The sequence below is a fragment of the Parvularcula lutaonensis genome (assembly GCF_014651915.1).
In the GTDB taxonomy this organism is placed as follows: Bacteria; Pseudomonadota; Alphaproteobacteria; order Caulobacterales; family Parvularculaceae; genus Parvularcula; species Parvularcula lutaonensis.
The window spans coordinates 865,770-889,060 of the sequence record NZ_BMXU01000002.1 but is presented as its reverse complement, the minus strand read 5'-3'; the positions used below and the strand labels follow the sequence as shown (position 1 = coordinate 889,060).

At 63.2% G+C, this 23,291-nt stretch carries 25 protein-coding genes; 6 read left to right on the top strand and 19 right to left on the bottom strand.

Translation table 11 applies throughout. The annotated features are described in order from the left end of the window. Position 1: 1 nt before the first annotated feature. From gatA to IE053_RS12680, 4 genes are all read right to left on the bottom strand, one after another. The gene (gatA, locus tag IE053_RS12695) at positions 2-1,477 is read right to left on the bottom strand and encodes an Asp-tRNA(Asn)/Glu-tRNA(Gln) amidotransferase subunit GatA (protein WP_189576538.1); all 1,476 of its coding nucleotides are present in this window, start codon (positions 1,475-1,477) and stop codon (positions 2-4) included. After that, positions 1,474-1,857 (bottom strand): hypothetical protein, encoded by a 384-nt coding sequence (locus IE053_RS12690; protein WP_189576536.1) that lies wholly within the window; start codon positions 1,855-1,857, stop codon positions 1,474-1,476. Before IE053_RS12690 ends, gatA begins: the two co-directional genes overlap by 4 nt. Next, a complete protein-coding gene (gene gatC, locus IE053_RS12685) occupies positions 1,854-2,153 on the bottom strand; it encodes an Asp-tRNA(Asn)/Glu-tRNA(Gln) amidotransferase subunit GatC (RefSeq protein ID WP_189576534.1) in 300 nt (99 codons plus the stop codon). Before gatC ends, IE053_RS12690 begins: the two co-directional genes overlap by 4 nt. 88 nt (positions 2,154-2,241) lie before the next feature. After that, positions 2,242-2,985: a basic secretory protein-like protein gene (locus IE053_RS12680; RefSeq protein ID WP_189576532.1), complete on the bottom strand. Its 744-nt coding sequence runs from the start codon at positions 2,983-2,985 to the stop codon at positions 2,242-2,244. On the opposite strand from IE053_RS12680, the gene ruvX reads away from it, so the two are divergent. The 4 genes from ruvX to glnA all read left to right on the top strand — a co-directional run bounded on the left by ruvX (position 2,984) and on the right by glnA (position 6,479). Beyond that, positions 2,984-3,445: a Holliday junction resolvase RuvX gene (gene ruvX / locus IE053_RS12675; RefSeq protein ID WP_229786215.1), complete on the top strand. Its 462-nt coding sequence runs from the start codon at positions 2,984-2,986 to the stop codon at positions 3,443-3,445. The genes IE053_RS12680 and ruvX overlap by 2 nt on opposite strands. Next, positions 3,442-4,380: an aspartate carbamoyltransferase catalytic subunit gene (locus tag IE053_RS12670; protein WP_189576528.1), complete on the top strand. Its 939-nt coding sequence runs from the start codon at positions 3,442-3,444 to the stop codon at positions 4,378-4,380. The genes ruvX and IE053_RS12670 overlap by 4 nt, the downstream gene beginning before the upstream one ends. After that, positions 4,377-4,961, top strand: coding sequence for a glycerol-3-phosphate 1-O-acyltransferase PlsY (gene plsY, locus IE053_RS12665; RefSeq protein WP_189576526.1), 585 nt, complete (start codon positions 4,377-4,379; stop codon positions 4,959-4,961). The genes IE053_RS12670 and plsY overlap by 4 nt, the downstream gene beginning before the upstream one ends. Before the next feature lie 114 nt (positions 4,962-5,075). Continuing rightward, positions 5,076-6,479, top strand: coding sequence for a type I glutamate--ammonia ligase (glnA, locus tag IE053_RS12660; protein WP_189576524.1), 1,404 nt, complete (start codon positions 5,076-5,078; stop codon positions 6,477-6,479). A gap of 114 nt (positions 6,480-6,593) precedes the next feature. On the opposite strand, the gene IE053_RS12655 is transcribed toward glnA, so the two are convergent. Next, a complete protein-coding gene (locus IE053_RS12655) occupies positions 6,594-7,964 on the bottom strand; it encodes a PleD family two-component system response regulator (protein ID WP_189576522.1) in 1,371 nt (456 codons plus the stop codon). Positions 7,965-8,000: 36 nt separating this feature from the next. Further along, on the bottom strand, positions 8,001-8,375 hold the full coding sequence (locus IE053_RS12650) for a response regulator (RefSeq protein ID WP_189576520.1): 375 nt from the start codon (positions 8,373-8,375) through the stop codon (positions 8,001-8,003). Positions 8,376-8,495: 120 nt separating this feature from the next. Between IE053_RS12650 and IE053_RS12645 the strand changes: the two genes are divergently transcribed. Together IE053_RS12645 and IE053_RS12640 are read left to right on the top strand one after the other, a co-directional pair. Beyond that, on the top strand, positions 8,496-9,773 hold the full coding sequence (locus tag IE053_RS12645; protein ID WP_229786214.1) for a DNA polymerase IV: 1,278 nt from the start codon (positions 8,496-8,498) through the stop codon (positions 9,771-9,773). Then, positions 9,770-10,231, top strand: a complete 462-nt coding sequence (locus IE053_RS12640; RefSeq protein ID WP_189576518.1) for a RidA family protein — start codon at positions 9,770-9,772, stop codon at positions 10,229-10,231. The genes IE053_RS12645 and IE053_RS12640 overlap by 4 nt, the downstream gene beginning before the upstream one ends. Here the strand turns inward: IE053_RS12640 and lpxB are convergent. The 13 genes from lpxB to IE053_RS12575 all read right to left on the bottom strand — a co-directional run bounded on the left by lpxB (position 10,181) and on the right by IE053_RS12575 (position 23,289). Continuing rightward, a complete protein-coding gene (lpxB, locus tag IE053_RS12635; protein ID WP_189576516.1) occupies positions 10,181-11,359 on the bottom strand; it encodes a lipid-A-disaccharide synthase in 1,179 nt (392 codons plus the stop codon). The two genes, IE053_RS12640 and lpxB, sit on opposite strands and share 51 nt — an antisense overlap. Next, entirely contained in the window at positions 11,356-12,237 is an 882-nt protein-coding gene (locus IE053_RS12630; protein WP_189576514.1) for an LpxI family protein, read from the bottom strand. Before IE053_RS12630 ends, lpxB begins: the two co-directional genes overlap by 4 nt. Continuing rightward, positions 12,219-13,007: an acyl-ACP--UDP-N-acetylglucosamine O-acyltransferase gene (gene lpxA, locus IE053_RS12625; protein WP_189576512.1), complete on the bottom strand. Its 789-nt coding sequence runs from the start codon at positions 13,005-13,007 to the stop codon at positions 12,219-12,221. Before lpxA ends, IE053_RS12630 begins: the two co-directional genes overlap by 19 nt. Next, positions 13,004-13,468, bottom strand: coding sequence for a 3-hydroxyacyl-ACP dehydratase FabZ (gene fabZ, locus IE053_RS12620; protein ID WP_189576510.1), 465 nt, complete (start codon positions 13,466-13,468; stop codon positions 13,004-13,006). The genes lpxA and fabZ overlap by 4 nt, the downstream gene beginning before the upstream one ends. After that, the gene (lpxD, locus tag IE053_RS12615) at positions 13,465-14,457 is read right to left on the bottom strand and encodes a UDP-3-O-(3-hydroxymyristoyl)glucosamine N-acyltransferase (protein WP_189576507.1); all 993 of its coding nucleotides are present in this window, start codon (positions 14,455-14,457) and stop codon (positions 13,465-13,467) included. The genes fabZ and lpxD overlap by 4 nt, the downstream gene beginning before the upstream one ends. A 76-nt stretch (positions 14,458-14,533) precedes the next feature. After that, positions 14,534-15,163, bottom strand: coding sequence for an OmpH/Skp family outer membrane protein (locus IE053_RS12610; RefSeq protein ID WP_189576505.1), 630 nt, complete (start codon positions 15,161-15,163; stop codon positions 14,534-14,536). Between the two features lie 126 nt (positions 15,164-15,289). Next, positions 15,290-18,031, bottom strand: coding sequence for an outer membrane protein assembly factor BamA (gene bamA, locus IE053_RS12605; RefSeq protein WP_189576503.1), 2,742 nt, complete (start codon positions 18,029-18,031; stop codon positions 15,290-15,292). A 23-nt stretch (positions 18,032-18,054) separates the two neighbouring features. After that, on the bottom strand, positions 18,055-19,284 hold the full coding sequence (locus IE053_RS12600; RefSeq protein ID WP_189576502.1) for a M50 family metallopeptidase: 1,230 nt from the start codon (positions 19,282-19,284) through the stop codon (positions 18,055-18,057). A gap of 13 nt (positions 19,285-19,297) precedes the next feature. Further along, positions 19,298-20,482 carry a 1-deoxy-D-xylulose-5-phosphate reductoisomerase gene (dxr, locus tag IE053_RS12595; RefSeq protein WP_189576500.1) on the bottom strand — a complete coding sequence of 395 codons (1,185 nt, stop codon included), beginning with the start codon at positions 20,480-20,482 and terminating at the stop codon, positions 19,298-19,300. A gap of 30 nt (positions 20,483-20,512) precedes the next feature. Continuing rightward, positions 20,513-21,331 carry a phosphatidate cytidylyltransferase gene (locus IE053_RS12590; protein WP_189576498.1) on the bottom strand — a complete coding sequence of 273 codons (819 nt, stop codon included), beginning with the start codon at positions 21,329-21,331 and terminating at the stop codon, positions 20,513-20,515. Then, positions 21,328-22,104, bottom strand: a complete 777-nt coding sequence (locus IE053_RS12585; RefSeq protein ID WP_189576496.1) for an isoprenyl transferase — start codon at positions 22,102-22,104, stop codon at positions 21,328-21,330. The genes IE053_RS12590 and IE053_RS12585 overlap by 4 nt, the downstream gene beginning before the upstream one ends. A 49-nt stretch (positions 22,105-22,153) precedes the next feature. Then, on the bottom strand, positions 22,154-22,705 hold the full coding sequence (gene frr, locus IE053_RS12580; protein ID WP_189576493.1) for a ribosome recycling factor: 552 nt from the start codon (positions 22,703-22,705) through the stop codon (positions 22,154-22,156). Between the two features lie 65 nt (positions 22,706-22,770). Next, on the bottom strand, positions 22,771-23,289 hold the full coding sequence (locus tag IE053_RS12575) for a CRISPR-associated protein Cas4 (protein ID WP_189576491.1): 519 nt from the start codon (positions 23,287-23,289) through the stop codon (positions 22,771-22,773). Positions 23,290-23,291: the final 2 nt, after the last annotated feature.

Below are 23,291 nucleotides of genomic sequence, written 5' to 3'. Positions count from 1 at the left end.
GTTATTTCCACCACTCCGTAGGCTGCGCATCGAAGCCGATGGCTTCTTCGAGGGCGGCTGCGCCGCGGAGCATCGTCTCTTCACCAAAGGCCGGGGCGATGAGCTGGAGACCCAGCGGCAGGCCCTGCGCATCGAGCCCTGCAGGGACCGAAATCCCCGGAACCCCTGCGAGGTTGGCCGTCACGGTGAAAACGTCGTTCAGGTACATCTCGAGAGGATCGGACGACTTCTCGCCGAGGCCGAAGGCAGCCGAAGGCGAGGACGGCGTCAGGAGAAGGTCGACCTCCTCGAACACCTTCGCCATTTCATCCGCGATCTTTTTCCGTACACGTTGCGCGCGGAGATAGTAGGCGTCGTAGTAGCCTGCCGACAGCACATAAGTGCCGATCATCAGCCTGCGCTGCACTTCCTTGCCGAAGCCTGCGGCGCGGGTCTTCGAATACATCTCGTCAATATTGTCGTCATGGACGCGCAGGCCGTATTTCACGCCGTCATAGCGCGCGAGGTTGGAGGAAGCCTCCGCCGGAGCGACGATGTAATAGACCGGAAGCGCGTATTTCGTCAGCGGCAGCGAGACCTCGACGATCTCCGCGCCCTGCGCCTTCAGCAGGTCAGCGCCCTTTTGCCAGATCGCGTCAATCTCGGCGTTCATGCCGTCGAGGCGGTATTCCTTCGGAATTCCGATCTTCAGGCCTTTGACACCGCCCTCGAGAGCTTTCTCGTAATCCGGGACAGGACGGTCGATCGAGGTCGAGTCCTTCGGATCGTGGCCGGCCATCGAGGTTAGCAGGATAGCGGCATCCCGAACATCGCGGGCGATAGGCCCCGCCTGGTCGAGCGAGCTGGCAAAGGCAACGATGCCCCAGCGGGAACAGCGGCCATAGGTCGGCTTGATACCCACAGTGCCGGTCAACGACGCAGGCTGACGGATCGAGCCGCCGGTATCGGTGGCGGTGGCGCCAGCACAGAGCCGCGCGGCCACAGCAGCCGAGGAGCCGCCCGAGCTGCCGCCCGGCGTGAGCTTGGTGTCCTCGCCTTCACGGCGCCATGGGTTGATGACAGGTCCGTAGTAGGACGTTTCGTTCGACGAGCCCATCGCGAACTCATCGAGGTTGAGCTTGCCGAGAAAAACCGCGCCATCGGCCAGGAGATTCGCGGACACCGTCGATTCATAGGGCGGCACGAAGCCATCGAGGATGTGGCTCGCAGCGTTCGTCTCAATGCCTTCGGTGCAGAAGAGGTCCTTGATCCCGAGCGGGATACCCTCGAGCGGTCGCGCCTCGGCATCGGCAATGCGCTGGTCCGAAAGCTCGGCCTGCGCTTTCGCCTTTTCGGGCGTCAGGCGGACATAGGCATTAAGCGCCGCTGCACTCTCTGCACGCTGAAGATAGGCGTCGGTGACTTCGACAGCGGAGAACTCACGCTTGCCGAGGCCCTCGCGGAGCTCCGCGATCGTCTTGGTGGTCAGGTCGGTCATGACGAAGATTTGCCGGGGTTCATGTTCGCAAAAATCTGGTCGAGCGTCGCCGCGAGGGGCCGGTCGGACCAGCCGCCCTGCCCTGCGCGCAGGTTCTGCTTCCACTGCTCGTGGCTGGCCTTGAAGCTTTCGGGAATCTCATTGCCCTCGGACAGCTTCTCGCCAAGGCCCTGCACGGCATATTGCGACGTGATCGGAACATGGGCGATGACGCCGCTGAAGCCCTGCGCCTTGGCCGCTTCATCACCGAAGTCGAGCGCGTCGTAGACATAGAAGCAGACGATCTCGGTTTCGGCGGCTTCGCCAATGACACAGACCATCGCCTTGCCGTTCCGCTCGCCGTCGGAGAATGCGTAGGTGTCGCCAACCTTGAGCATCATTCCACCACCTTCGGCACGACGAAGAAGTGATCTTCCGTCTTCGGCGCATTGGCGACGATTTTCTCGGGCTGGCCACCGCCGGTATAACCCTCGGCGAGGACGTCCTCACGCATCGGCAGGGCTACGTCGACCGATGAGGTCATGGCTTCGACCCCTTCGACATCGACCTCCTGCAGCTGTTCGATCCAGCCGAGGATACCGTTCAGTTCGTTCATCAAGTGCGGGACGTCGTCGTCAGAGATGGCAATGCGCGCCAGCTTCGCGACTTTCTTCACGTCGGATTCGGAAAGGCTCATAGCCGCGTTCGCTACCGCAGTGCGGCACGCGTGAAAAGGGATAAGCGGGTTTTCGCGGTCCTCTCTGTCTTGGCGGGCCCTTCGCCCGTCAAAGCCGGCCGGCCTGGAGCCGCTGCAGGACGCTTCTGGTTGGCGCGAGGCGGTGATCGCCATGCAGGAAGCTATGGGCGCTGGTGGCAAAGTCGCTGCCTGCCATCTCTCCGGCAACGCTGATGAAATCGGCGCGGCTTCGCCCCGTTTCTGCGAAGCGCCTGTAGACCTCGCCGACGGTCTTCCCGGCATTCTCGGCCGTCATCCGGGTCAGCACCGCCCCGCAGCCATAGAAGGCCGCCCGGCTCCGGGATGCGACGAGGATCTCGTCGCGCAAGGCATCGCCGCAGTCCCTCCGGTGCCGGTCCGCAAGCTCCGGCGCTCCCGCCGCGCAAGCCTCGCCGCAGACCTGCAGGGCCTCGAGCGCCATCGCCTCGGCGAAGCCCTCGTGGAAAAAGCGGTTCTCGGTCGGCTGGCCGAGCGTGTACTGCCAGACATGGGCAAGTTCGTGGGCGAGGTTGCGGATGACCTGTCGCCGGGCGTCAGGGCTCGGATCGTCCCAGCTGCCGGAGAGACGAATCACCACCCGTTCAGGGTGCGCCTCCGCATCGATGATCCTCAATCCCTCGACATCGCCCGGACCTTCATAGTGCAGGTCGATGAAGGGAACCCGCGGAAGCTTGAGCAGGCCAGAGAGAACCTCGGCATGGGTGCTCACCTCGACCTCGATCCAGCCGGGCACTTGGTTCTCCGCGCTTGCATTCGCAGCCGGGGTGCGCAGAAGGAGCGCTATGGCGAACATGATCGACGCGCTCACCCATGTCACTGGCGCGCTCTTCGGCCTCGATATCGGGGTCAAAACCATCGGCGTTGCGGTCTCCGATCCAGCGCAGACCTTGGCGACCCCGCTCCAGACGATCAAGCGGACGAAATTCACGAACGATGTGAACACCCTGCTCGAATGGGCAGGCGAACGGAATATCACCGGCTTCGTGCTGGGCCTGCCGCGCAACATGGACGGGACCGAGGGTCCGAAGGCCCAGTCCGTGAAAACCTTCGGGCGCAACCTCGCGCGGCACACGGACCTGCCCATCGCGCTCTGGGACGAGCGCCTGTCCACCGCCGCCGCGGAGCGTGAACTCATCGGTCTTGACGTTTCCCGGGCGAAGCGGGCAGCGGTGATAGACAGCCACGCCGCCAGCTTCATCCTGCAGGGTGCCCTGGACCGGCTTCAGTCGATCAGGAATGAGGGGAGCCGATGAGGCACGTCACCGATATCGAGACCCTGGGCCGCGACGATCTCGACAGGATCCTCGAGGGGGCCCTGCTCTATGACCGGATGCTGTTGGAGGGCAAAGACATTGGTGATCCCCTGCGCGGCCGGCTGCAGTTCAACCTCTTCTACGAGAACTCGACCCGCACGAGCCTCAGCTTCCTGATCGCCGGCCGGAAGATGGGCGTCGAGGTCGTCAACGTCCCCGTCGCGGCGTCTTCCATCCACAAGGGCGAGTCCCTCCGCGACACCGTGCTGACTCTGGCCGCGCAGGGCGCGGACTTCCTTGTCCTCAGGGCCAGCGGCGCGGGTTCGATCGACGCGGCAAAATCATCGATGCACGAGATGGGCTTCGGAACATCGGTCATCAATGCTGGCGAGGGCGCCTTCGGACATCCGACACAGGCGCTCCTCGATGCGGCGACGCTCTACAAGGCCCTGCACCGCGAACCGAAAGATGGCCTGGGTGGCATCTCCATCGCGATCATCGGCGACCTGGTGCACAGCCGCGTCGCTGCGTCCTGCACCAGGCTCTTCGCCAAGCTCGGCGCGGAAGTGCGGCTTTGCGCGCCAGAAGACCTCCTGCCCCAGTGGGCCACCGACGGGGCGGCCCTTGTCACCACCAGCCGCGATGAGGCCCTCGACGGCGTCGATGTCGCCATGGCCCTGCGCATCCAGAGAGAGCGCTTCGACACGGACATCCCGCTCGATCCCGAAACCTATCGCTCCGACTACGGACTGTCGATGGAGGCCCTGAGCTTCGCCAAGCCCACGGCTTTCGTCATGCATCCGGGCCCGATGAACAGGGGTGTCGAGATCGACGACGACGTCGCGGACGACCAGTCCCGTTCCCTTATCCTCCAACAGGTGGCGATGGGTGTTCCGACCCGCATGAGCTGCCTGGCGTTCGCAGCAGAGCTATGATCCTTTTCGTCGCGATTTTCTCCTATCTCCTCGGCTCCGTTCCTTTCGGCCTGGTTCTCACCCGCATGGCGGGGCTGGGGGACATACGGAAGATCGGCTCGGGCAATATTGGCGCGACGAATGTCCTGCGGACAGGGCGCAAGGATCTCGCCCTTGCCACACTGCTCCTCGATGCCGGCAAGGCAGGGATCGCGGTGGTGATCGCGCGGATCGTCGGCGAAGGCGATCCAAGCTTCGCGGCGGTGGCGGGGGCCAGCGCCTTTCTCGGCCACTGCTTCCCGGTCTTCCTCGGCTTCAAGGGCGGTAAGGGCGTTGCGACCTATTTCGGAACGATCCTCGCCCTGTGGCCGCTGGGACTTCTGGTCGCGGCGGGGCTGTGGCTCGCGACGGCGGCGATCTTCCGTTTCTCGTCCCTCGCTGCGCTGGTGACGGCAGCGGCGATGCCCTTCGTTTTCCTCGGCTCTGGCCGTTTCACCCTGTTCCTCGGCGTCCTCTTCATGAGCCTCCTGATCTTTGTCAGGCACCGCGCGAACATCGAGCGCCTGATGGACGGGTCGGAGCCGAAAATTGGGAAGAAATGAAGCGCGACAACACGGCCGCGCGAGATAATTGCAGCGTTTCATGCTTGCGTCACAGTTGATTCTCGCGTCATGTGCGCTGCAACATAAATGGGCGAAACCGGGAGACAGCCTACAATGAGCGCCTCAGACATCCTCAAACTCATCAAGGATGAGAACATCGAGTTCGTCGATCTCAGGTTCACAGACCCACGTGGCAAGTGGCAGCACGTGACCTTCCACCAGGACATGATCGACGAGGACTTCTTCGAAGAAGGCTCGATGTTCGACGGCTCCTCGATCGCGGGATGGAAGGCGATCAACGAGAGCGACATGGTCCTGATGCCGGACACCAAGACGGCAGTCATCGACCCGTTCTTCGCCGCCAAGACGCTCTCGGTCTTCTGCGACGTGCTCGAGCCGTCGATGGAGCCCTACAACCGTGACCCCCGCAACACGGCCAAGGCCGCTGAAGCGTATCTCAAATCCACCGGAATCGGCGACACCGCCTATTTCGGCCCGGAAGCGGAGTTTTTCGTCTTCGACGACGTCCGCATCTCGACCAGCCAGGACCACATCGGTTTCATGATCGACAGCGGCGAAGGTCCCTACAACATGGACGCGGAGTTCGAGGGCGGTAACCTCGGCCACCGTCCCCGCGCCAAGGGCGGCTACTTCCCGGTGCCGCCGGTCGATAGCGAGCAGGACATGCGCTCCGAGATGCTCCGCTACATGAAGGGCATGGGCCTCACCCCCGAGAAGCATCACCACGAGGTCGCGCCGTCGCAGCACGAACTGGGCATGAAGTTCAGCACGCTGACCGACATGGCCGACCAGATGCAGATCTATAAATACGTCGTGACCCAGGTCGCCCACAGCTACGGCAAGACCGCGACCTTCATGCCAAAGCCGGTGTGGAACGACAACGGCTCTGGTATGCACGTCCACCAGTCGATCTGGAACAACGGCTCGCCAGTCTTCGCAGGCGACGAATATGCCGGCCTGTCGGAAACCTGCCTCTACTACATCGGCGGCATCATCAAGCACGCCAAGGCCATCAACGCCTTCGCCAACTCTTCGACCAACAGCTACAAGCGCCTCGTGCCGGGCTTTGAAGCTCCGGTGCTGCTCGCCTATGCGTCGCGGAATCGCTCAGCATCGATCCGTGTGCCGCACGTTGCCTCGAAGAACGCCAAGCGGATCGAGACCCGCTTCCCGGACGCCGCAGGCAACCCCTACTACACCTTCGCGTCCCTGCTCCTTGCAGGCCTCGACGGCATCAAGAACAAGATCCATCCGGGCGACGCCGCGGACGAGGATCTCTACGCGATGAGCGACGCGCAGCAGAACGACATCCCGCAGATCTCACGCTCGCTGCAGCAGGCCCTCGAAAGCCTCGACGAGGACCGCGCCTTCCTCACCAGCACGGGCGTCTTCAACGACGACCAGATCGACGGCTATATCGAGCTGAAGATGGAAGAAGTGCAGCGCTACAACTCGATGCCGCACCCGGTCGAGTTTGACATGTACTACTCGTCGTAAGGACGATCCCGATACGGACAAGGAAAAGAGCGCCCGCACGGGGCGCTCTTTTTCGTTCCGGCCCTGCCGCGAGAGCGCGGAGAGCGGGGTTCATGAAATGTCGGCCTTACGCTTTCAGGCAGCCTCGTCGGTCACCTGGTTCCGGCCGTTCTGCTTGGAGCGGTAAAGCGCCTCATCAGCACGCTTCAGCACTGTCGCCAGCTTGTCGCCTTCGTGCAGGATCGACACGCCGATCGACACGGTCACGTCGAGCGTCTGACCGTCATCGAGCTTCACCTTGTCACCGGACACGGCGCGCAGAACGCGGTTGGCAATCTCATGCGCAGATTCCCGCGGCGTCCGCGGCATGATGATCGCGAACTCTTCCCCGCCCGTCCGGCAGGCAAGGTCCGATCCGCGGACGGAAGTTGTCAGCCGCGCGGCGATTTCCTTGAGGATATGGTCGCCCGCATCATGGCCATAAGTGTCATTGACCATCTTGAAGTGGTCGATGTCGACCATCAGGCAGGCCAGCGGCTCACCCGATTTGTGTGCCTCTTCGACCAGGCGCGAGCCCTGGGCGCCTAGGAACCGGCGGTTATAAAGCCCGGTAAGCTGGTCCATGATCGCCATTTCCAGCGTCTGGTCGAAACTCGACCGCAGGTGCTCGATATGGCGCATCCGGCGCAGTTGCGTCCGAACGCGGGCGGCCAGCTCTTCCGAATCGATCGGAGTCATCAGGTAATCCGACACGCCGAGCTCCAGCGCGCGGACAACGTGGCGCGTTTCATCACGGCTGGCGATGGCCAGAAGCGGTGCAAGCCTCGTCATGTCAAAGGCACGAATCGCCGAGCACAGCCGCAAGGGATCGTAGCTCTCCATCGACAGGTCGATGAGAACGAGATCCGGCTCGCCGCGGCGCAGCGCCTCGAGCGCCATGCGCGCATCATTCTCGTAGACCACCGAAATATGCTTCGGCAGGTGCTCCGAACCCTGATCGAGGGCGGGAATCGATTCGCAGTCAGTGACCGCGAGAATCGTCGCGTGCTGCTCGTCGAACTTTGACAGGTCAGCCTGCGAAAGGACGCCCATCCGCGCGCCGGCCTCGTGGCGATGGCGCAGCTCATCCGTCATCTGTTTGAACCGGGTCAGGGATTTCACCCGCGCAAACAGCGCGATATCCTGGACGGGCTTGGTCAGGAAATCGTCGGCCCCGGCTTTCAGGCCCGCCACGCGGTCCGCCTGCTGGTCCAGCGCGGTGACCATAACTACCGGAATATGCCAAGTTTTTTCGTTTGCCTTGAGGCGTTCGCAGGTCTCGAATCCATCAAGACCGGGCATCATCACGTCCAGAAGGACGATATCGGGCTGCTGTTCCGCAGCGATCCTGATCGCCTCCTCACCCGAGAGGGCGGTCATGACTTCGAAATACTCGGCGCGGAGCTTGGCTTCGAGCAACTTCACGTTCGGCTCGAGATCGTCCACCACCAATACGCGGGCCGTCATAAGTGTCCTCAGGCGAACTCAACTGATCGCGTGAGGCTAGGACAAAACCCTTTTTACTTTCTCAAGAAACTCCGTGACGGAAATCGGCTTGGCCAAATAATCGTCGCAACCCGCAGCGCGGATACGCTCCTCGTCGTCTTTCATCGCGAAAGCCGTCACCGCAATGACCGGGATATCCCGGATCGAAGGCTCTGCCTTGATCTCGCGCGTGACGTCGAGGCCCGATTTCTCCGGCAACTGGATATCCATCAGGATCAGGTCGGGATGGTTTTCCTTGGCGAGACGCAGTGCCTCATTGCCGTCGCCCGTCTGCAGGATATTATAACCCTGCACTTCGAGAAGGTCGTGGAAGAGCTTCATATTCAGCTCGTTATCCTCGACCACCAAAATCGTCTTGGCTTGCGTGTCCATCGCTCGCGTCCGTCGTTGCAGCCCAAATCCCACCAGAAGTAGTTCTTTGGTCCTCTCGCCCCTAGATAATCGGCCTTGAATGGTCGAGCTTAACCTTCGGTTGATGGAGAGAGCATCGGAGTGAGATCGGAAACGCGGCTGTGCCTTGGCTGCGGCGAAGGCGTGACACCGGGGGTGGGAACCCACTGCCCCAGCTTCCGCGTGATCGAGCATACCGAACTCTCGAAGCTTTCAATCGCCCATGTCGATTGCGATGCCTTCTTCGCCAGCGTGGAGAAGCGGGACAATCCCGCGCTCCAGCACCAGCCGGTCGTGGTCGGCGGGCGCGAGCGCGGCGTCGTCGCTGCGGCTTGCTACATCGCCAGGACCTACGGCATCCATTCGGCAATGCCGTCCTTCCAAGCAAAGAAGCTCTGCCCCCACGCCATCTTCGTGAAGCCACGCTTCGAGGCCTATTCGGAAGCTTCCAGGAAGGTCCGCGCCGCGATGGAGGCGCTGACCCCGCTGGTGGAACAGGTTTCGATCGATGAAGCCTTTCTCGACCTCTCGGGAACGGAGCGCCTGCACGGACGCTCGCCCGCCGCCTCGCTCATCTCGCTCCAGCGCACCATCGAGAACGACGTGGGCGTCACCGTCAGTGTCGGGCTGAGCCACAACAAGTCCCTCGCGAAGATGGCTTCGGATCTCGACAAGCCTCGCGGCTTCGCCGTGATCGGGGCGGAGGAGACGCTGGCTTTCCTCGCACCAAAGGCTGTGAACTCCGTACACGGTGTCGGCAAGGCTTTCGCCGAGAAATTGCGTCGCGACGGGATCGAAACCATCGGCGATGTCCAGAAGCGCGAGCTTCGCGAACTGGTTGAGCGCTACGGCGAGGCAGGGATGAAGCTCCACGCACGCGCGATGGGCAAGGATCCCCGACGGGTGAAGACCGACCGGGCAACCAAGTCGATCTCGGGCGAGACGACCTTCTCTGAAGACATCAGCGACCAGAAGGCGTTGGAAGACAAGCTCTACGCCATGTGCGTGAAGGTCTCCCTCCGCGCGAAGGCAAAGCAATATGCAGGGCTCGTCGTCACCCTGAAGCTCAAGACCAACAGGTTCCGTTCACTGACGAGGCGCAGGACCCTGGGCGTCGCGACCAACCTCGCTGAGGTCCTGTTCGAGGAAGGGCGCGCGCTTCTCAGGGAAGAGCTGCAGGGCAGCGCCCGGACTTCCTACCGGCTTATCGGTATTGGTATCAGCGATCTCGTTCCTGCCGACTCGGCGCGGCAGGACCTTGCCTATCCGGAGAAACACGAGAAACTGCAGAAGAAGGAAGACGCTCTCGATGCCCTGCGCGCGCGTTTCGGCGACGCGGTGATCGGGACAATGCGTGACAGGAGAACCGCCAAGCGATGACGACCGTCGAAGAGAAGCTCAAGCGCCGGGGTTACGAGCTGCCCGAAGCCGCAGCCCCTTTGGCGAGCTACGTGCCCTTCGTGAAGACCCGCAACCTCCTCTTCGTCTCGGGCCAGCTTCCCATGCTGGACGGTGAGATCACGCAAGGAATCCTAGGCGATACGATGAGCACGGAAGAAGGCGCGAAGGCTGCCGAACTCTGCGCGGTGAACATCGTCGCGCAGCTCAGGAAGGCACTCGACGGCGACTTCGGCCGGATACGGGACATCGTGAAGCTCGAGGGCTTTGTCGCCTGCACGCCGTCGTTCACGGAGCACCCGGAAGTCATCAACGGCGCTTCGGACCTGATTGCCGAGCTGTTCTGCAGCCGCGGACAGCACTCCCGGACCGCTGTCGGCGTGAGTTCCCTACCCCGCGGCGCTGCCGTCGAGGTCGCTGCGATCGTCTCGATCGACTAGCTTCAGGACCTCCGCCGCGGCAGCATCAGCTGCGCTCTGAGAGCCGACGAGGCCGGGCAAAAGGCGGCGGAATGCCGACATCTGTTTCCGCCTGGCTTCGTGGTCGTTGAACAGGCGGACGACATCGGCGCAGAGCTGCGTGGACGTGCAGTCATCCTGCAACCGCTCTGGGATCACTTCTTCACCGGCGGCGACGTTCAGCACCGTGACATAAGGGGTCGTGATGACCTTCCTGGCCCAGTAGGCGGTGAACGAGCCAACCTTGTAGGTCACCACCATCGGCGTCGACGTCAGGGCCAGCTCTGTCGTCACCGTTCCCGATGCGGCGAGCGCGACGTCGCCTGCATCGAAGGCATCGAACCGCTCGTCGGGCGAGACGACGATCAGGTCCTGTTTCCAACTGCCTGTCGCGTGCTGGACCTGCTTCTTCACCGCATCCGCGACAATGATGGCGACCTTCAGTCCGGGGATCTTCTTTGCCGCTTCCGTCACGGTTTCCTCGAAGACCGGAAGCAGCCTCTTTACCTCCCCGTTCCGGCTCCCCGGCAGGGCCAGGAGCAGCGGGCTGTCACCGATGCCATACCGCGCCCGGAAGCCGGGCCCGCTGCGCGGCGTGCGCGCCACGCGCTGGAAATTGGGATTGCCCACGAAAACCGCGTGGCCACCATGCTTCTCGAAATAAGGCGGCTCGAACGGCAGAAGGCACATCAGAAGGTCGAACATATCCGCGGCCACCGCAGCCCGTTGCGGGCGCGACGCCCAGACCTGCGGCACGGCGAGCTTGGCGAGCTTCGTCTCTGGCGCGCGCTTCTTGATCTCGGCACCAGCCATCTTCGAGAATGCCCAGCTATCGATCAGGACGGCGACCTCGGGCTTTTCCCTCGCTGCCAGCCTGCCAAGCCGGGCGGACAGGCCTTTTGCGCGAGGTAGCGCAACGACTGCATCTCCCGGACCCATGACTGCTAATTTGTCTGTTGGCAGAGCGTTTTCCAGTCCCTCGGCTTTCATCAGGGGTCCGCCACCGCCAATGAAGCGCACGCCAGGCCGCGAAGCCTTGATCGACGCCATAAGCGCCGCGCCAAGCGCGTCACCGGAGGGCTCGCACGCGGTCACCAGGATCGTTGTCACTGCGGCAACTCCTCCGCACGGAAACCATAGACGAATAAGCCAGCCTCGTCTGCAGCCTCCCGGACAGCATCGCGGTCGACGACCAGCGCACGCTCAGCCATGACGGCGATCCCTGCAAGCCCTGCCGCAGCGGCTTTCTCAACCGTCCGCACGCCCAGGGTGGGAAGGTCGACCCGCAGCTCCTGCTCAGGCTTCGGGGTTTTCACGAGAACACCGACCTTTCGGCCCGCGTGCCCGGGCTCGAAGCCCTTGAGCTCCTCCGGCAGTGACGCGCAGCGATCAAGCATCGCATCGGTGCCCTCTGCCGCTTCGATCGCAAGGACGAATCCTCGCCTGACCACCGCGCCCTGCGCCACGTCGAACGGGCCAAGTGCGCCAACCAGCGCGGCTCCCTTCGCGATATCAGCAAGGTCCTCCGTAGCCGGAGCGTGCCTGCCGAGCGAACCAGCGGCCATCAACAGGCCGCCGGCCGCCTCTTCGGCCCCCACGACGGTGAAACCCTCCTGCTCGAAGGCGGAGACGATCACGTCGATGATCGCCCCGTCGCCCTTCCGCGCCGCCGAGACAACCTTGGGCAGCAGCGCCGCGCCGCGCCAGTCAGGACGCAAATCAGCGAAATTCGGGCGCAGGACCTGGCCAGCGAAACACACCGCATCGCAACCCTCCGCCTTGAGCCGCTTGATAACGCCGCCAACTTCCGCAATGCCCATATCGGCATGGTCGAACTTCGCAAACGCGTCCTTGTCCGCCGTGATCCGCACGACGAAGGGCGGCCTGCCAGCCGCTTTTTCGGCCTCGGCGATCCGTACAGGGAGCGCCCCGCCCCCTGCGATCAGGCCAAGCCGTTTCCAGCTTTTCTCTACGCCTTCGGAAGGCACAGGGAGCGGTCCTTGGCGGCACGCATGAAGGCGACGATCTCCATCACTTCCGGAATGTCGCCATAGGTTTCTTCGCAATCGTCGATCCGCTCCTGCAGCGTGCCCTCGTCCGCGAAGAGCATGCGGTAAGCGGCTCGAAGGGCGTGAATCGTCTTCCGCTCCATGCCCCGGCGCTTCATCCCGACGATATTCAATCCCTCGAGCTTGGCCCGGTTACCGAAAACCGACCCATACGGAATGACGTCACCCGTCAGGATCGCACCGCCGCCGACAAAGGCGTAATTGCCAATGCGCGTGAACTGATGGATCGCAACCAGGCCGGAAACGAAAACACCGTCACCGATCACGATATGCCCTCCGAGGGTCGCATTGTTCGCCATGATGACCTTGTCGCCAAGGATGCAGTCATGGGCGACGTGGCTGCCGACCATGAACAGGCAATCGTCGCCGACCACGGTCTTGCCCCCGCCGGCAACGGTGCCCGGGTGCATGGTCACATGCTCACGGATCTGGTTGCGCTTGCCGATTTCCAGCGTCGTCGGCTCACCCTTGTAGGAGAGATGCTGCGGTGGCGAACCAAGGACGGCAAACGGCATGATCTCGGTTTCCTCGCCCACGGTCGTGTGGCCAAGGACCACAGCATGCGGATGAAGCTTCACGCGGTCGCCGATTCTCGCATGGGGTCCGACATGGACGAAGGGCGCGATCTCGACGCCTTCGCCGATCTCGGCACCGTCCTCGACGATGGCACGCGGGTGAATTCCGGTCATTTCGGCTCCGTCAGCATGGCCTTGAACTCGGCCTCGGCAACGACAGCGCCGTCGACCTTGGCGACACCCTTGTATTTCCATACGGGCGGGCGTCGCGTTTCGGTGTGGACATGGAGCTCGAGCTTGTCGCCGGGGACCACCGGACGGCGGAACTTCGCCTTGTCGACGCCCATGAACAGGACAACCTTGCCTTCCGTATCGATATTGTCCGCATAAGCCGTATAAGCAGCCGCCGCTTGGGCCATCGCCTCGATGATCAGGACGCCCGGCATGACCGGCATCTCCGGGAAGTGGCCCTGGAAGAACTGCTCGTTGATCGTGACCATCTTCACGCCGACGGCGCCGCCTGTCTTGGTGATATCGACGATCTTGTCGATCATCAGGAACGGATAGCGATGGGGCAGGATATCCTTGATGCCTTTGAGGTCGAGGTCAGGAAGTCTTTCGTCCGTGTCTGTCATTTCTTTCCCCGTGCCAGCCGTCCAAGGGTGGCGGTTTCCTTCATCCATTGGCGCATCGGCTTGGCGGGCGTGCCGCCGACCTTCCCGCCTGGTTCGACATCCTTCATCAGGCCCGATTGCGCGGCTACCACCGCGCCGTTGCCGACCGTCAGGTGGTCCGCCATGCCGACCTGGCCGCCCATCATGACGAAATCTCCGATCACGCAGGATCCCGAAATTCCGGTCTGGCTCGCCACGAGGACGCCGCGCCCAAGGCGGCAGTTGTGGGCGATTTGGCAAAGGTTGTCGATCTTGCTCATGGCACCGATCACAGTGTCGCTCAGTGTGCCGCGGTCGACGGTTGTCTGGGCGCCGATATCGACCTCGTCGGCGAGCCTGACGGCGCCCAGCTGGGGCACGGCAACGGGGCCCGTCTCTCCAGCCGTGTAGCCGAAGCCCGCTTCTCCGACCCGTGCGCCGGAGAGGATACGGCAATTCCTGCCCACTTCCGCATGGGTGATCGAGGCGTTCGCACCGACAAACGTTCTCTCGCCGATGGTCACGCCGTGGCCGATCACGGCATGGGCGGAGATCACCGCGCCGGAGCCGATCGAGACGCCGGGACAGATCACCGCGGACGGGTGGATTTTTGCCCCCTCTCCGATCTCGGGCTTGCCCAATTCCTCGTCAGCCGTCTCGAACCGGCTCTCGAAAAGATGCGCAGCAATGCGCGAGAAGGCGAGCTTGGGTGAGCGAACTTCGAGCACGATCGGCGTGTCGGCAGGTGCCTCGTCGGCCTTGCCTTCCGGCACGATGATCGCAGCCGAGACGGCAATTTTGCCCTTGAAGCGCTCAGCGAAGACCAGGGCGCCGTCGCCGCCGGTGCCGCTCTCGGCGACGGTGGTGATGGTGCCGCCAGACCGGATCAGGGTCGCTCCACCGATCTCGGCGGCTTCCTCGCCAGTGAGTGCGCCTGTGAAGCGGAAAAACTGCGGATCAGGAAAAACCATGGTCCCTCCGAGACAAAAAAGGCGGACGCCCCGCGCCCGCCTTTGACGATGTTCCGACCGTTCAGTCCAGACGGGCTTACTGGGTTTGCTGTTGTTGCTGGGTCTGTGCAGCCTGCTGCTGCTGCTGCTTGGCCTGTGCGGCGGCGAGCATCTGGGCCTGCAGGTCAGGCTTCACGACCGCGACCGTGGTCAGCTTCTTGTTGAGCGCGGCGATTACTTCATCGGTGATGTCGCCCTTGTCGCTCGCGATCAGCACGGCCTGCTTTTCGAGCAGGACGTAGCCCTTCTTCTTCTTGAAGATCTCCTCGGCGATCGGCTCCCACGCCTTGGCGAGGTCGGAGATTGCCTTGGTGCGCGCCTGCTCGAGCTCGGTGCGGCGAAGCTGCTTGAACTGTTCGAGCCGCTGCGCGCGAGCCAGAAGCGACTGGTAGCGGAGGTTGAAGTCCTCTTCCGAGAGGCTCTCGCGCGTGTCGCGGAGCTGGTTCGTCTCTTCGTCGATCTTGGCCTGTTCCGGGCCGATCTCGCGGGCGACCTGCTCGGTGATCTCACGGAGCTGGCGGTCGATCGACTTGCCAGCGGTGCTTTCGCTGATGACGCGCTGCTGATCGAGGAACAGGATGCCGTTCTTTTGGGCGAAGGCTGCACCGCCTGCGGTGAGCATCGCGAGGGAAGCGAATGCCGCGGCGAAAATCCTGCTGATGTTCATAGTCTTGGTCCCTGCATTCAGTGAGAGCATCTCACGCTTGCCGGAAGGTCGGCGCGAAATCCACGGCAAACCGGCAAGCATTCCCGTTTTTCACGCGCGCCGGGTGAAGGGTCGGCGCGCTTCGCGTCAGAAGCGGCCGCCGGCGGAGAAGCGGAAGCTCTGGGGCCGGTCATACTCCTCGACGACCAAGGCTTCGGAGAGGTCAATCTGGATCGGTCCGAAAGGCGAGTTCCAGTTGATCGAGATGCCCGCCGTCACACGCGGAGCGAAATCGTCTTGCAGCGGATCATCGAGTTGCAGATCGTTATACGCGAGCCCGGCACTGTTCAGAACGAAAACGTTCTCCCCGCCGATCGTCACCGGATCGCCATTGTCATCGAAGGACTGCTCGTAGAAGTCAGGATCGAAGGCCTCGTCCGTGTCGAAAGTCGCGAGCGGCAGGCTCTCGTCACCGAAGAAGTTCCGGCGGTCGCTGTCGATGTTGAAAAGCTCGTCGTCCCGCTCGTTGGTCAGGCCGACATAGCCAGCATCGACGAAGAGCGAAGCCCTGACACCATAGCTCGGCGGCAGGGGGAGCGGCAGCAGGGCTTCGGCCGTGCCGATCGCATAGGCGCGGGCACCGATGGCCTGGCCACGGTTGCCGAACTGGCCGTTGACGTTGAACAGGCGCGGGCCGACGCCTGCAACGTCAAAGCCGCGGAAGCCGCGGTTGCCGCCGAGGAAGAAGCGGTCGTTGAGGCGCACGCCGTCATCATTGAAGCTGTCGATGTAACCGCCATTGAACTTCAGCGAACCGACCAGTCGTGCTGGCAGGCGGTGGTAGTAACCAGCGCGGATCGTCGAGCGGTGGAAGTTCACGTCACCGCCAAGTCCAGCGAAGCTCTGGGAAAGGGAAAGGTCGAAGCCGCCAGACGGCACGATCGGATCATTGGTCTTGTCGAGGCGGAACGTGTAGCCGAGCTGCGAGGTCGTAAACTCGCCATTCCGCTCGCAGTTGAGATCCCGCTGAAGCGCGGTGATGTTGCAGCGGTCGGTCTGGATGATACCGAGCACCGGGTTTCCTGATCCGTCCACGGATGGATCCCTGATGATCTCGAAATCCGACGGGTCGACCAGGGAGATATCCGGGTTCCCGTCATTGTTGGTGTCGGAAAAGATCGGCGTGCCATCCGGGTTCAGCCCCTCGATGCCGACACGCTGGCTCAGCTCGAGACTATCGAAGCGCAGGCCATAGTTCAGCAAAAGCGACGAAAACTCGGACGACGGAAAGCCGAGGCTGAAATTCGTGCCGAAGCTGTTCGAGACGAAACCCGCTTCCTCAAAGTCCGTCGAGTTGTAGAACAGCGATGCGCTGGCCCGCAGCGCGCGGCCGAGGAAGTAGCGTTCGGTTAGCGACAGCTGCGCCTGGTTCGTCCGCTGGGAAGCCTGGAGGTTCAGGAGGACATACTGCCCCCGGCCGAGAAGGTTCGACTGCTCGACCTGGATATTGAAGATGAAGTTGTCGTTCGAGCTGACGCCGCCGCCGATCTGGAAGCTGCCCGTCGGCTGCTCGGTGACGTTGACGTTGAGCACCGTTCGGTCGGGCGCCGAGCCCGGTTCCTCGACGATCTCCACCTCGGAGAAATAGCCAAGTCCCTTCACCCGGCGCTCGGAACGATCGATCAGCACACGGTTGAAGGCATCGCCTTCGACAAGGCGCATCTCGCGGCGGATCACGCGGTCGAGGGTCTGGGTGTTGCCGTTGATGTTGATCTCTTCGACATAGACCCGTGGCCCTTCATTGACGTCGAAGGTCACATCGACGGTCTTGGTCTCGGGGTTGAGGTCGAGGCGCGGGTTGACGTCGACAAAGGCATAGCCTGCGATGCCGGTCGAGAAGGTGATCGCCTCCTCCGCCTTTTCCAGAAGCTCCGAGTTGAAAGTCGTCCCCGTACGGATCGGCACCCGCGAGCGCAGGAGATCGCCGGGCAGCTTCGACAGGGTCGTGTTCACGTCGACATTGCCAAAAGTGTATTTCGGCCCTTCGTCCACGGTGAACGTGATGATGAAGTTTTTCCGGTCCGGCGTCAGCTCGGCCACCGCCGAGACCACCGAAAAGTCCGCATACCCGTTCTTGGAATAGAACTGGCGTAGCAGCTCCCGGTCGTATTCGAGACGGTCCGGGTCATAGTTGTCGTTCGACTCGAGGATGTTCCACCAGCGCGTCGGCGCCGTCAGGATCGCGCCGCGCAGCTCGGCATCGGAAAACGCCTCGTTGCCGAGGAAATTGACCTGTTTGATGCCCGTCTTCGGGCCTTCGTCGATCTCGTAGATCACGTCGACGCGGTTCTGCGGGAGCCGCTTGATCTTCGGCACGACCGTGGCGCCGAAGCGGCCAGCGCGGCGATAGACCTCGATGATGCGTTGCGCGTCAGCCTGCTGCTTCGCGCGGGTATAGACGGCGCGGGGCTCGAGCTGGATCTCCTCTTTGAACTTGTCTTCCTGCGTCCGCTTGTTGCCGAGGAAGATGACCCTGTTGACGATCGGGTTCTCCTGCACCGTGACTTCGAGCACGCCGCGGCGCGGATCGAAGATGATCGACGCATCTTCGAACAGGTTGGTGGCGTAGAGCGACTTGAGCGCAGCGTCGATTTCAAGGGAGCCCACCTGCATGCCGGGCTCGATCGGCAGGTAGGACCGGACCGTGCCGTCCTCGATCCGCTGGTTGCCGTTCACCTCGATAGTCCTGACGACCAGCGAATAGTTTTCCTGGACCTGCGGGCTGCCCTGCACGTTCGGCGCCTGGGCGGCGGAAGTGCCGAGACCGGACAGCGCCGTCCCGATGAGAAGAATACCAAGCGTCGAGATGCGCTGCACTTTAGGCTTCATCAAAATCTCCCAGCCGCCGAAACTCACGGCGCGACAAGACGCAACACGTCGTTGATGAGAACGAACACGATCAGCGTGAAGACGAGAGCGAGACCGACCCTGAACAGGGCCCCCTGCACCGCCTCGTTCATCGGTTTCCCAGCCACGGCCTCGTAGCCGTAGAAGAGAAGATGCCCGCCGTCGAGGACCGGAACGGGCAGAAGGTTGAGAAAGCCGACCGAAATCGAGATCAAAGCCGCCACTTGGGCGAAATTGACGATCGAAACGATCAGTCTGTCACCGAAGGAGGCTTCGCCCTCGGGGGTGAAACCGGAGCTTGCCGCTTGCCCGGCAAACTGCGCGATCCGCACCGGCCCGCCAATGTCCCTGGGGTCCTCGCGAAGGGTCAGGAGGCGGCCGAAATAGCGCGCGGTCAGCGAGATCGTCCTTCCGACCTCCCGCACGCCCTCCGCCACCGCGCCGACGGGCCCGAAGCGCCTTCGCTCCAGTGTCGCATTGCTGCCCTGCACACCAAGCAGGCCAGCCTCGATCTCATTGCCGAACCCGTCCACCATCGTCGTGCGGCGCGGCGTCGCTTTCAGGGTGACCACCTCACCATCGCGGTCGACGGTGAATGTGAGCTCTTCACCAGAAGAGAGTTTGATACGCGAGGCCATCGCCTCGAAACTGCGGACCTTGCTGCCGTTGAGCGTGAGGATCCTGTCGCCCGGCTGGAAGCCTGCTTCGTAGGCCGCGCTTCCCTCCTGCACCCCGGTCACGACGGGCTGCGAGACCGTCCGGCCGATCGTCATGAAGAGGAGCGCGAAGATCAGGACCGCCAGGACAAAATTGGCAATCGGCCCCGCCGCCACCACCGCCGCGCGTTGCCAGACCGGCCGGAAATGGAAGCAGACCTCTTTCTCCTCCTCGGAGAGACTGAACTCGAGCGCCTCGCGCTGGGAGTTGAACTGCGTCGTGCCCGCCTTGCCGTCATTGGCCTGCGTGCCGGCGGACGCAGCATTGGCGTCGCCGAAGAACTTCACATAGCCCCCGAGCGGGATGGCGGAGATCTTCCAGACCGTGCCATGGCGGTCGACCCAGCTCTTCAGGGTCGGGCCGAAACCGATGGAGAACGCGTCGATCTTGATACCGAACAACCGTCCGGTCTGGAAATGGCCGAGTTCGTGGATGAACACGATCAGTGGCAGCATCACGAGGAATGCCAGCACACTGACAGTCACAGCCTGGAAATTGCTCAGAAGCTGGTCGAGCATATTACGCCTTCAATTACCGCCTCTGGGCCAACTCTTCGACACGCGCCCAGGCCCTGTCCCGTGCCAGCTTGTCGGTCGCGAGGATCTCGGCGAGTCCCGTCCCGGCGTGATTGGATCGCACCGTTTCGAGACAATGTTCCGTCACGCCCGTAATGTCGAGAAATGGCAGATGACCCTTAAGAAAGGCTGCCACGGCGACCTCATTGGCCGCGTTGAGCACGCAGGTCGCCATGCCTCCTTCGTCGAGGCTCTCGCGCGCCAGCCTCAGGGCCGGGAACTGCTCCTCATCTGCCGGGAAGAAATCCATCCGCCCGACCTTTGTAAGATCAAGCTGCTCGGCGGGTGTGTTGATCCGGTCCGGCCACGCCAGCGCCGAGGCGACGGGAATCGTCATGTCCGGTGTGCCAAGCTGCGCGAGGACGGAGCCATCGACATAGTCCACCATCGAGTGGATCACCGATTGCGGATGCACGACGATGTCGATGTCTTCCTTGGGCGTCGGGAAGATGTAGGCAGCCTCGATCCGCTCCAGGCCCTTGTTCATCATTGTCGCTGAATCGACGGAGATCTTCGCCCCCATCGACCAGTTGGGGTGCTTCACCGCTTCGGCCGGCGTGATCTCCGCAAGGCTCGCGCGCTCCCGCTCCCGGAAGGGTCCGCCGGATGCGGTGAGGATCAGCTTCCTGATCCGGTGGGGCCGGTCGAAATCATAGACCTGGAAAATCGCGTTGTGCTCGCTGTCCACGGGCAGCAGCTTGCCGCCGCCCTTCTTGATCGCCGCCAGCACCGCATCGCCTGCGCAGACGAGGCATTCTTTGTTGGCAAAGGCGATATCCGCGCCCCGCTCCGCCGCGACCAGCAGGGGCTCGATCCCCGCCGCGCCGACGATCGCCGCCATGACCCAGTCCGCATCCATCGCGGCTGCGTCGAGCACGGCCTGCGTGCCTGCGCCGGACTTTATGCCCGTGCCGACGAGGCGCGCCGCCAGCTCTTCCCCCGCATGAGGGTTCGCAATCGCCGCGAATTCGGCCCTGCAGGCAATCGCCGCCTCGGCAAGCTCGTCGACCTTAGAGTTTGCGGTCACCGCGACGACCTCGATCTCCGCGTCGCGGGCTTCATTGGCAGCTTTGATGAGGTTGAGGGTGGTCTGGCCGACCGAGCCCGTGGCGCCCAAAATCGTCGCGCGTCGCTTCAGCATGCTCCGGCCACGTCCTCCCTGCCGTTGTGGTTACGAAACGCCTTGCAACAAAAGAACGATTGTTGCCAGAGCCAAGACGGCGAACAGGAACCCGTCGAGCCGGTCAAGCACCCCGCCGTGACCGGGAAACGCGCCCCCTGAGTCCTTCATCCCATAACGGCGCTTGAAATAGCTTTCGGTGATGTCCCCCAGCACCGCGGCGACCCCGATCACCATGCCAAGGAGCCATGAGCCGCCTGTCTCCTCGGGCTTGACGATCAAGGCCAGCGCCCCCGCCGCCACGCCCGCAAAAAGGACCGCGCCGATCGCCCCGGCCCAGGTCTTCCGCGGTGAGATCCGCGGCACGAGCTTCGGACCGCCAAGCGCCTTGCCGACGAAATAAGCCCCGCTATCCGCCGCCCAAACGGCGATGAACAGGAGCAGGGTCAGGAACTCGCCCTCCGGCGCATCGCGCCTCAGCCACAGCGCCGCAACGCATGGCACGATGATGTAGCCTGCACCCACCGCCGGCCAGCTCTGAGGATTGGGCTTCGGCCATTCGAGCGCCGTAGCGACCGCGCCACCTGCCAGCGCCGCAAGCAGCGCCCAGCCCGCCAGCCCCCCCGCTGCGAGATAGGCCGCGAGCGCCGTCGTCGCCGACAGGACGTAGAACCCCCGGCGCAGCTCCGCGCCGTCGACCATCCGTGTCCACTCGAACAGGAGGAAGATCGTCATCGCCGCGATCAGTGCCGCATAGAGACGCCCGCCGGCTAGCACCGAACCCAGCGCGAGAGGGATGAGAAACGCCGCCGTCAGGATGCGCGGCAGCAGGCCCGGCTCGCCGGGCTTCGGGTCGGCTTCGGATGTCACGGAGCCGTGGCGGCTTCGCCTTTCCGACCGCCATAGCGGCGCTCACGCCGCCGGAATACGTCAAGCGCTTCGGCAAGATCGTCCGTGCCAAAATCTGGCCAGAACTTGTCGAGGAAGACGAGTTCCGCATAGGCCGCCTGCCAGAGGAGGAAGTTCGAAATCCGGCATTCGCCGCTGGTTCGGATGACGAGATCGGGATCCGGCACCCCAGCGGTGTCGAGGTTCGCCGCGAGTTCCGCCTCACTGACGTCTTCCGCCTTCAGCGTTCCCGCAGCAACCTCCACCGCAATTTTCTGGGCAGCACGGACGATCTCGTCGCGGCCGCCATAATTGAACGCGACCTGCAAGATGAAGTCCGTGTTCTGAGCGGTTTGCTGCTCCGCATCCTCGCAGAGCTTGCGCAGGTCCGGAGGCAGGTTCGCATGGTCTCCCAGCACCCGGACTCGGACGCCTTCCTTGGCAAGCTCGTTCAGGTCTTCGCGGAAAAACCGGCGCAGGAGGCCGAGAAGGTGACGCACCTCCCAGTCGGGACGCGACCAGTTCTCGGTCGAGAAGCTGTAGAGGGTGACGATCCGCACGCCGAGCTCCCGCGCCGCGCGGACGGCGCGGCGGGCCGCTTCGACCCCCGCCCTGTGCCCTTCAAGGCGCGAGACGCCCCGGCGTTCGGCCCAGCGGCCATTGCCGTCCATGATGATGGCAACGTGCTGGGCATGGCCAGTCTCGCTGCCGTGCGCGGCAGGCGTGTCTTCGCCTTGCGTCTTCGGTGCGAGCATGCCTTGCCCCTCTCAGGATGCGTGAATGACCAGTCTCAGCGAGACATGGTTAAACTTGCATGATTTCCTTCTCTTTGGCGGCCTGCATTTCTTCCGCCTTCTTCACCTTTTCGTCGGTGAGCTTCTGGACGCGGTCCTGAAGCCTCTTCTTGTCGTCCTCGGGGATCGAATCGTCGGCCTTGATCTCTTCCATGCCGTCGCGGCGGACATTGCGGATCGCGACCTTCGCGGCTTCGGCATACTTGCCGCACATCTTGGCGAGCTCTTTGCGGCGCTCTTCGGTCATCGCGGGGAGCGGCACGCGGACGGTTTGCCCGTCGGTCACCGGGTTGAGGCCGAGGCCGCTCTCGCGGATGCCCTTCTCGACAGCACCGACGAGGCCCTTGTCCCAGACGCTGACCGTCAGGGTGCGCGGATCGGACACCGAAACCGTGCCCACCTGGTTGATCGGCATGTCGGAGCCATAGGCGTTGACCATCACCGGCTCGAGCAGGTTCACCGAAGCCCTGCCCGAGCGCAGGCCTGCATACTCGCTCTTCAGCGCCTCGAGAGCGCCGTCCATGCGGCTCTCGAGCTTCTTGAAATCGGGTCCTTCACTCATGGCGTGTCCTCACGTGCAGAATCTCTTGGGCCGCGGCTTATAACGCCCTGCACCCGAATGGGAAGTCAGGCAATGCGCGCCGATGGGCACCGCTCGACATGCCCGCAGCCCCGGCAGAGTGCCGCAGTCTTGGCGAAGCGCGGTTCTTCGCGCCCATCCGTGACCTGCGAGAAGCGCCTGTGCGCCTCGATGACGGCGTCGTCGTCCCAGAGTTTCACCTTGGAGAAGCTCTGCTCGCCACCTGTGAAGCGGATATAGGCGTAGGGGTTCACCGGTGGCCCGCCATCGCCGCGCAGGAGATAGGCATAGGCCGCGAGCTGCATCCGGTCGCCCTCGAAGACCCGGCCCTCCCTGCTCTTGGTCTCGACAATGGTGCGCTGCCCGTTCTTCAGCCAGACCTCGTCAGGCCGCCCTCGCACATGGACAGGCTTCTTCCTGACCAGCGTCTTCTCGGACATCGCCAGCGTCGCACCGCGCAGCTCTTCAGGCAGGTAGGCGTCATGATCGGACCGGCTGCCCCGGATAACGAGCCAGAGGAGGACGAAGCCAATCAGGCCCGCGATACCGAAGAGAACGGCGATCATCG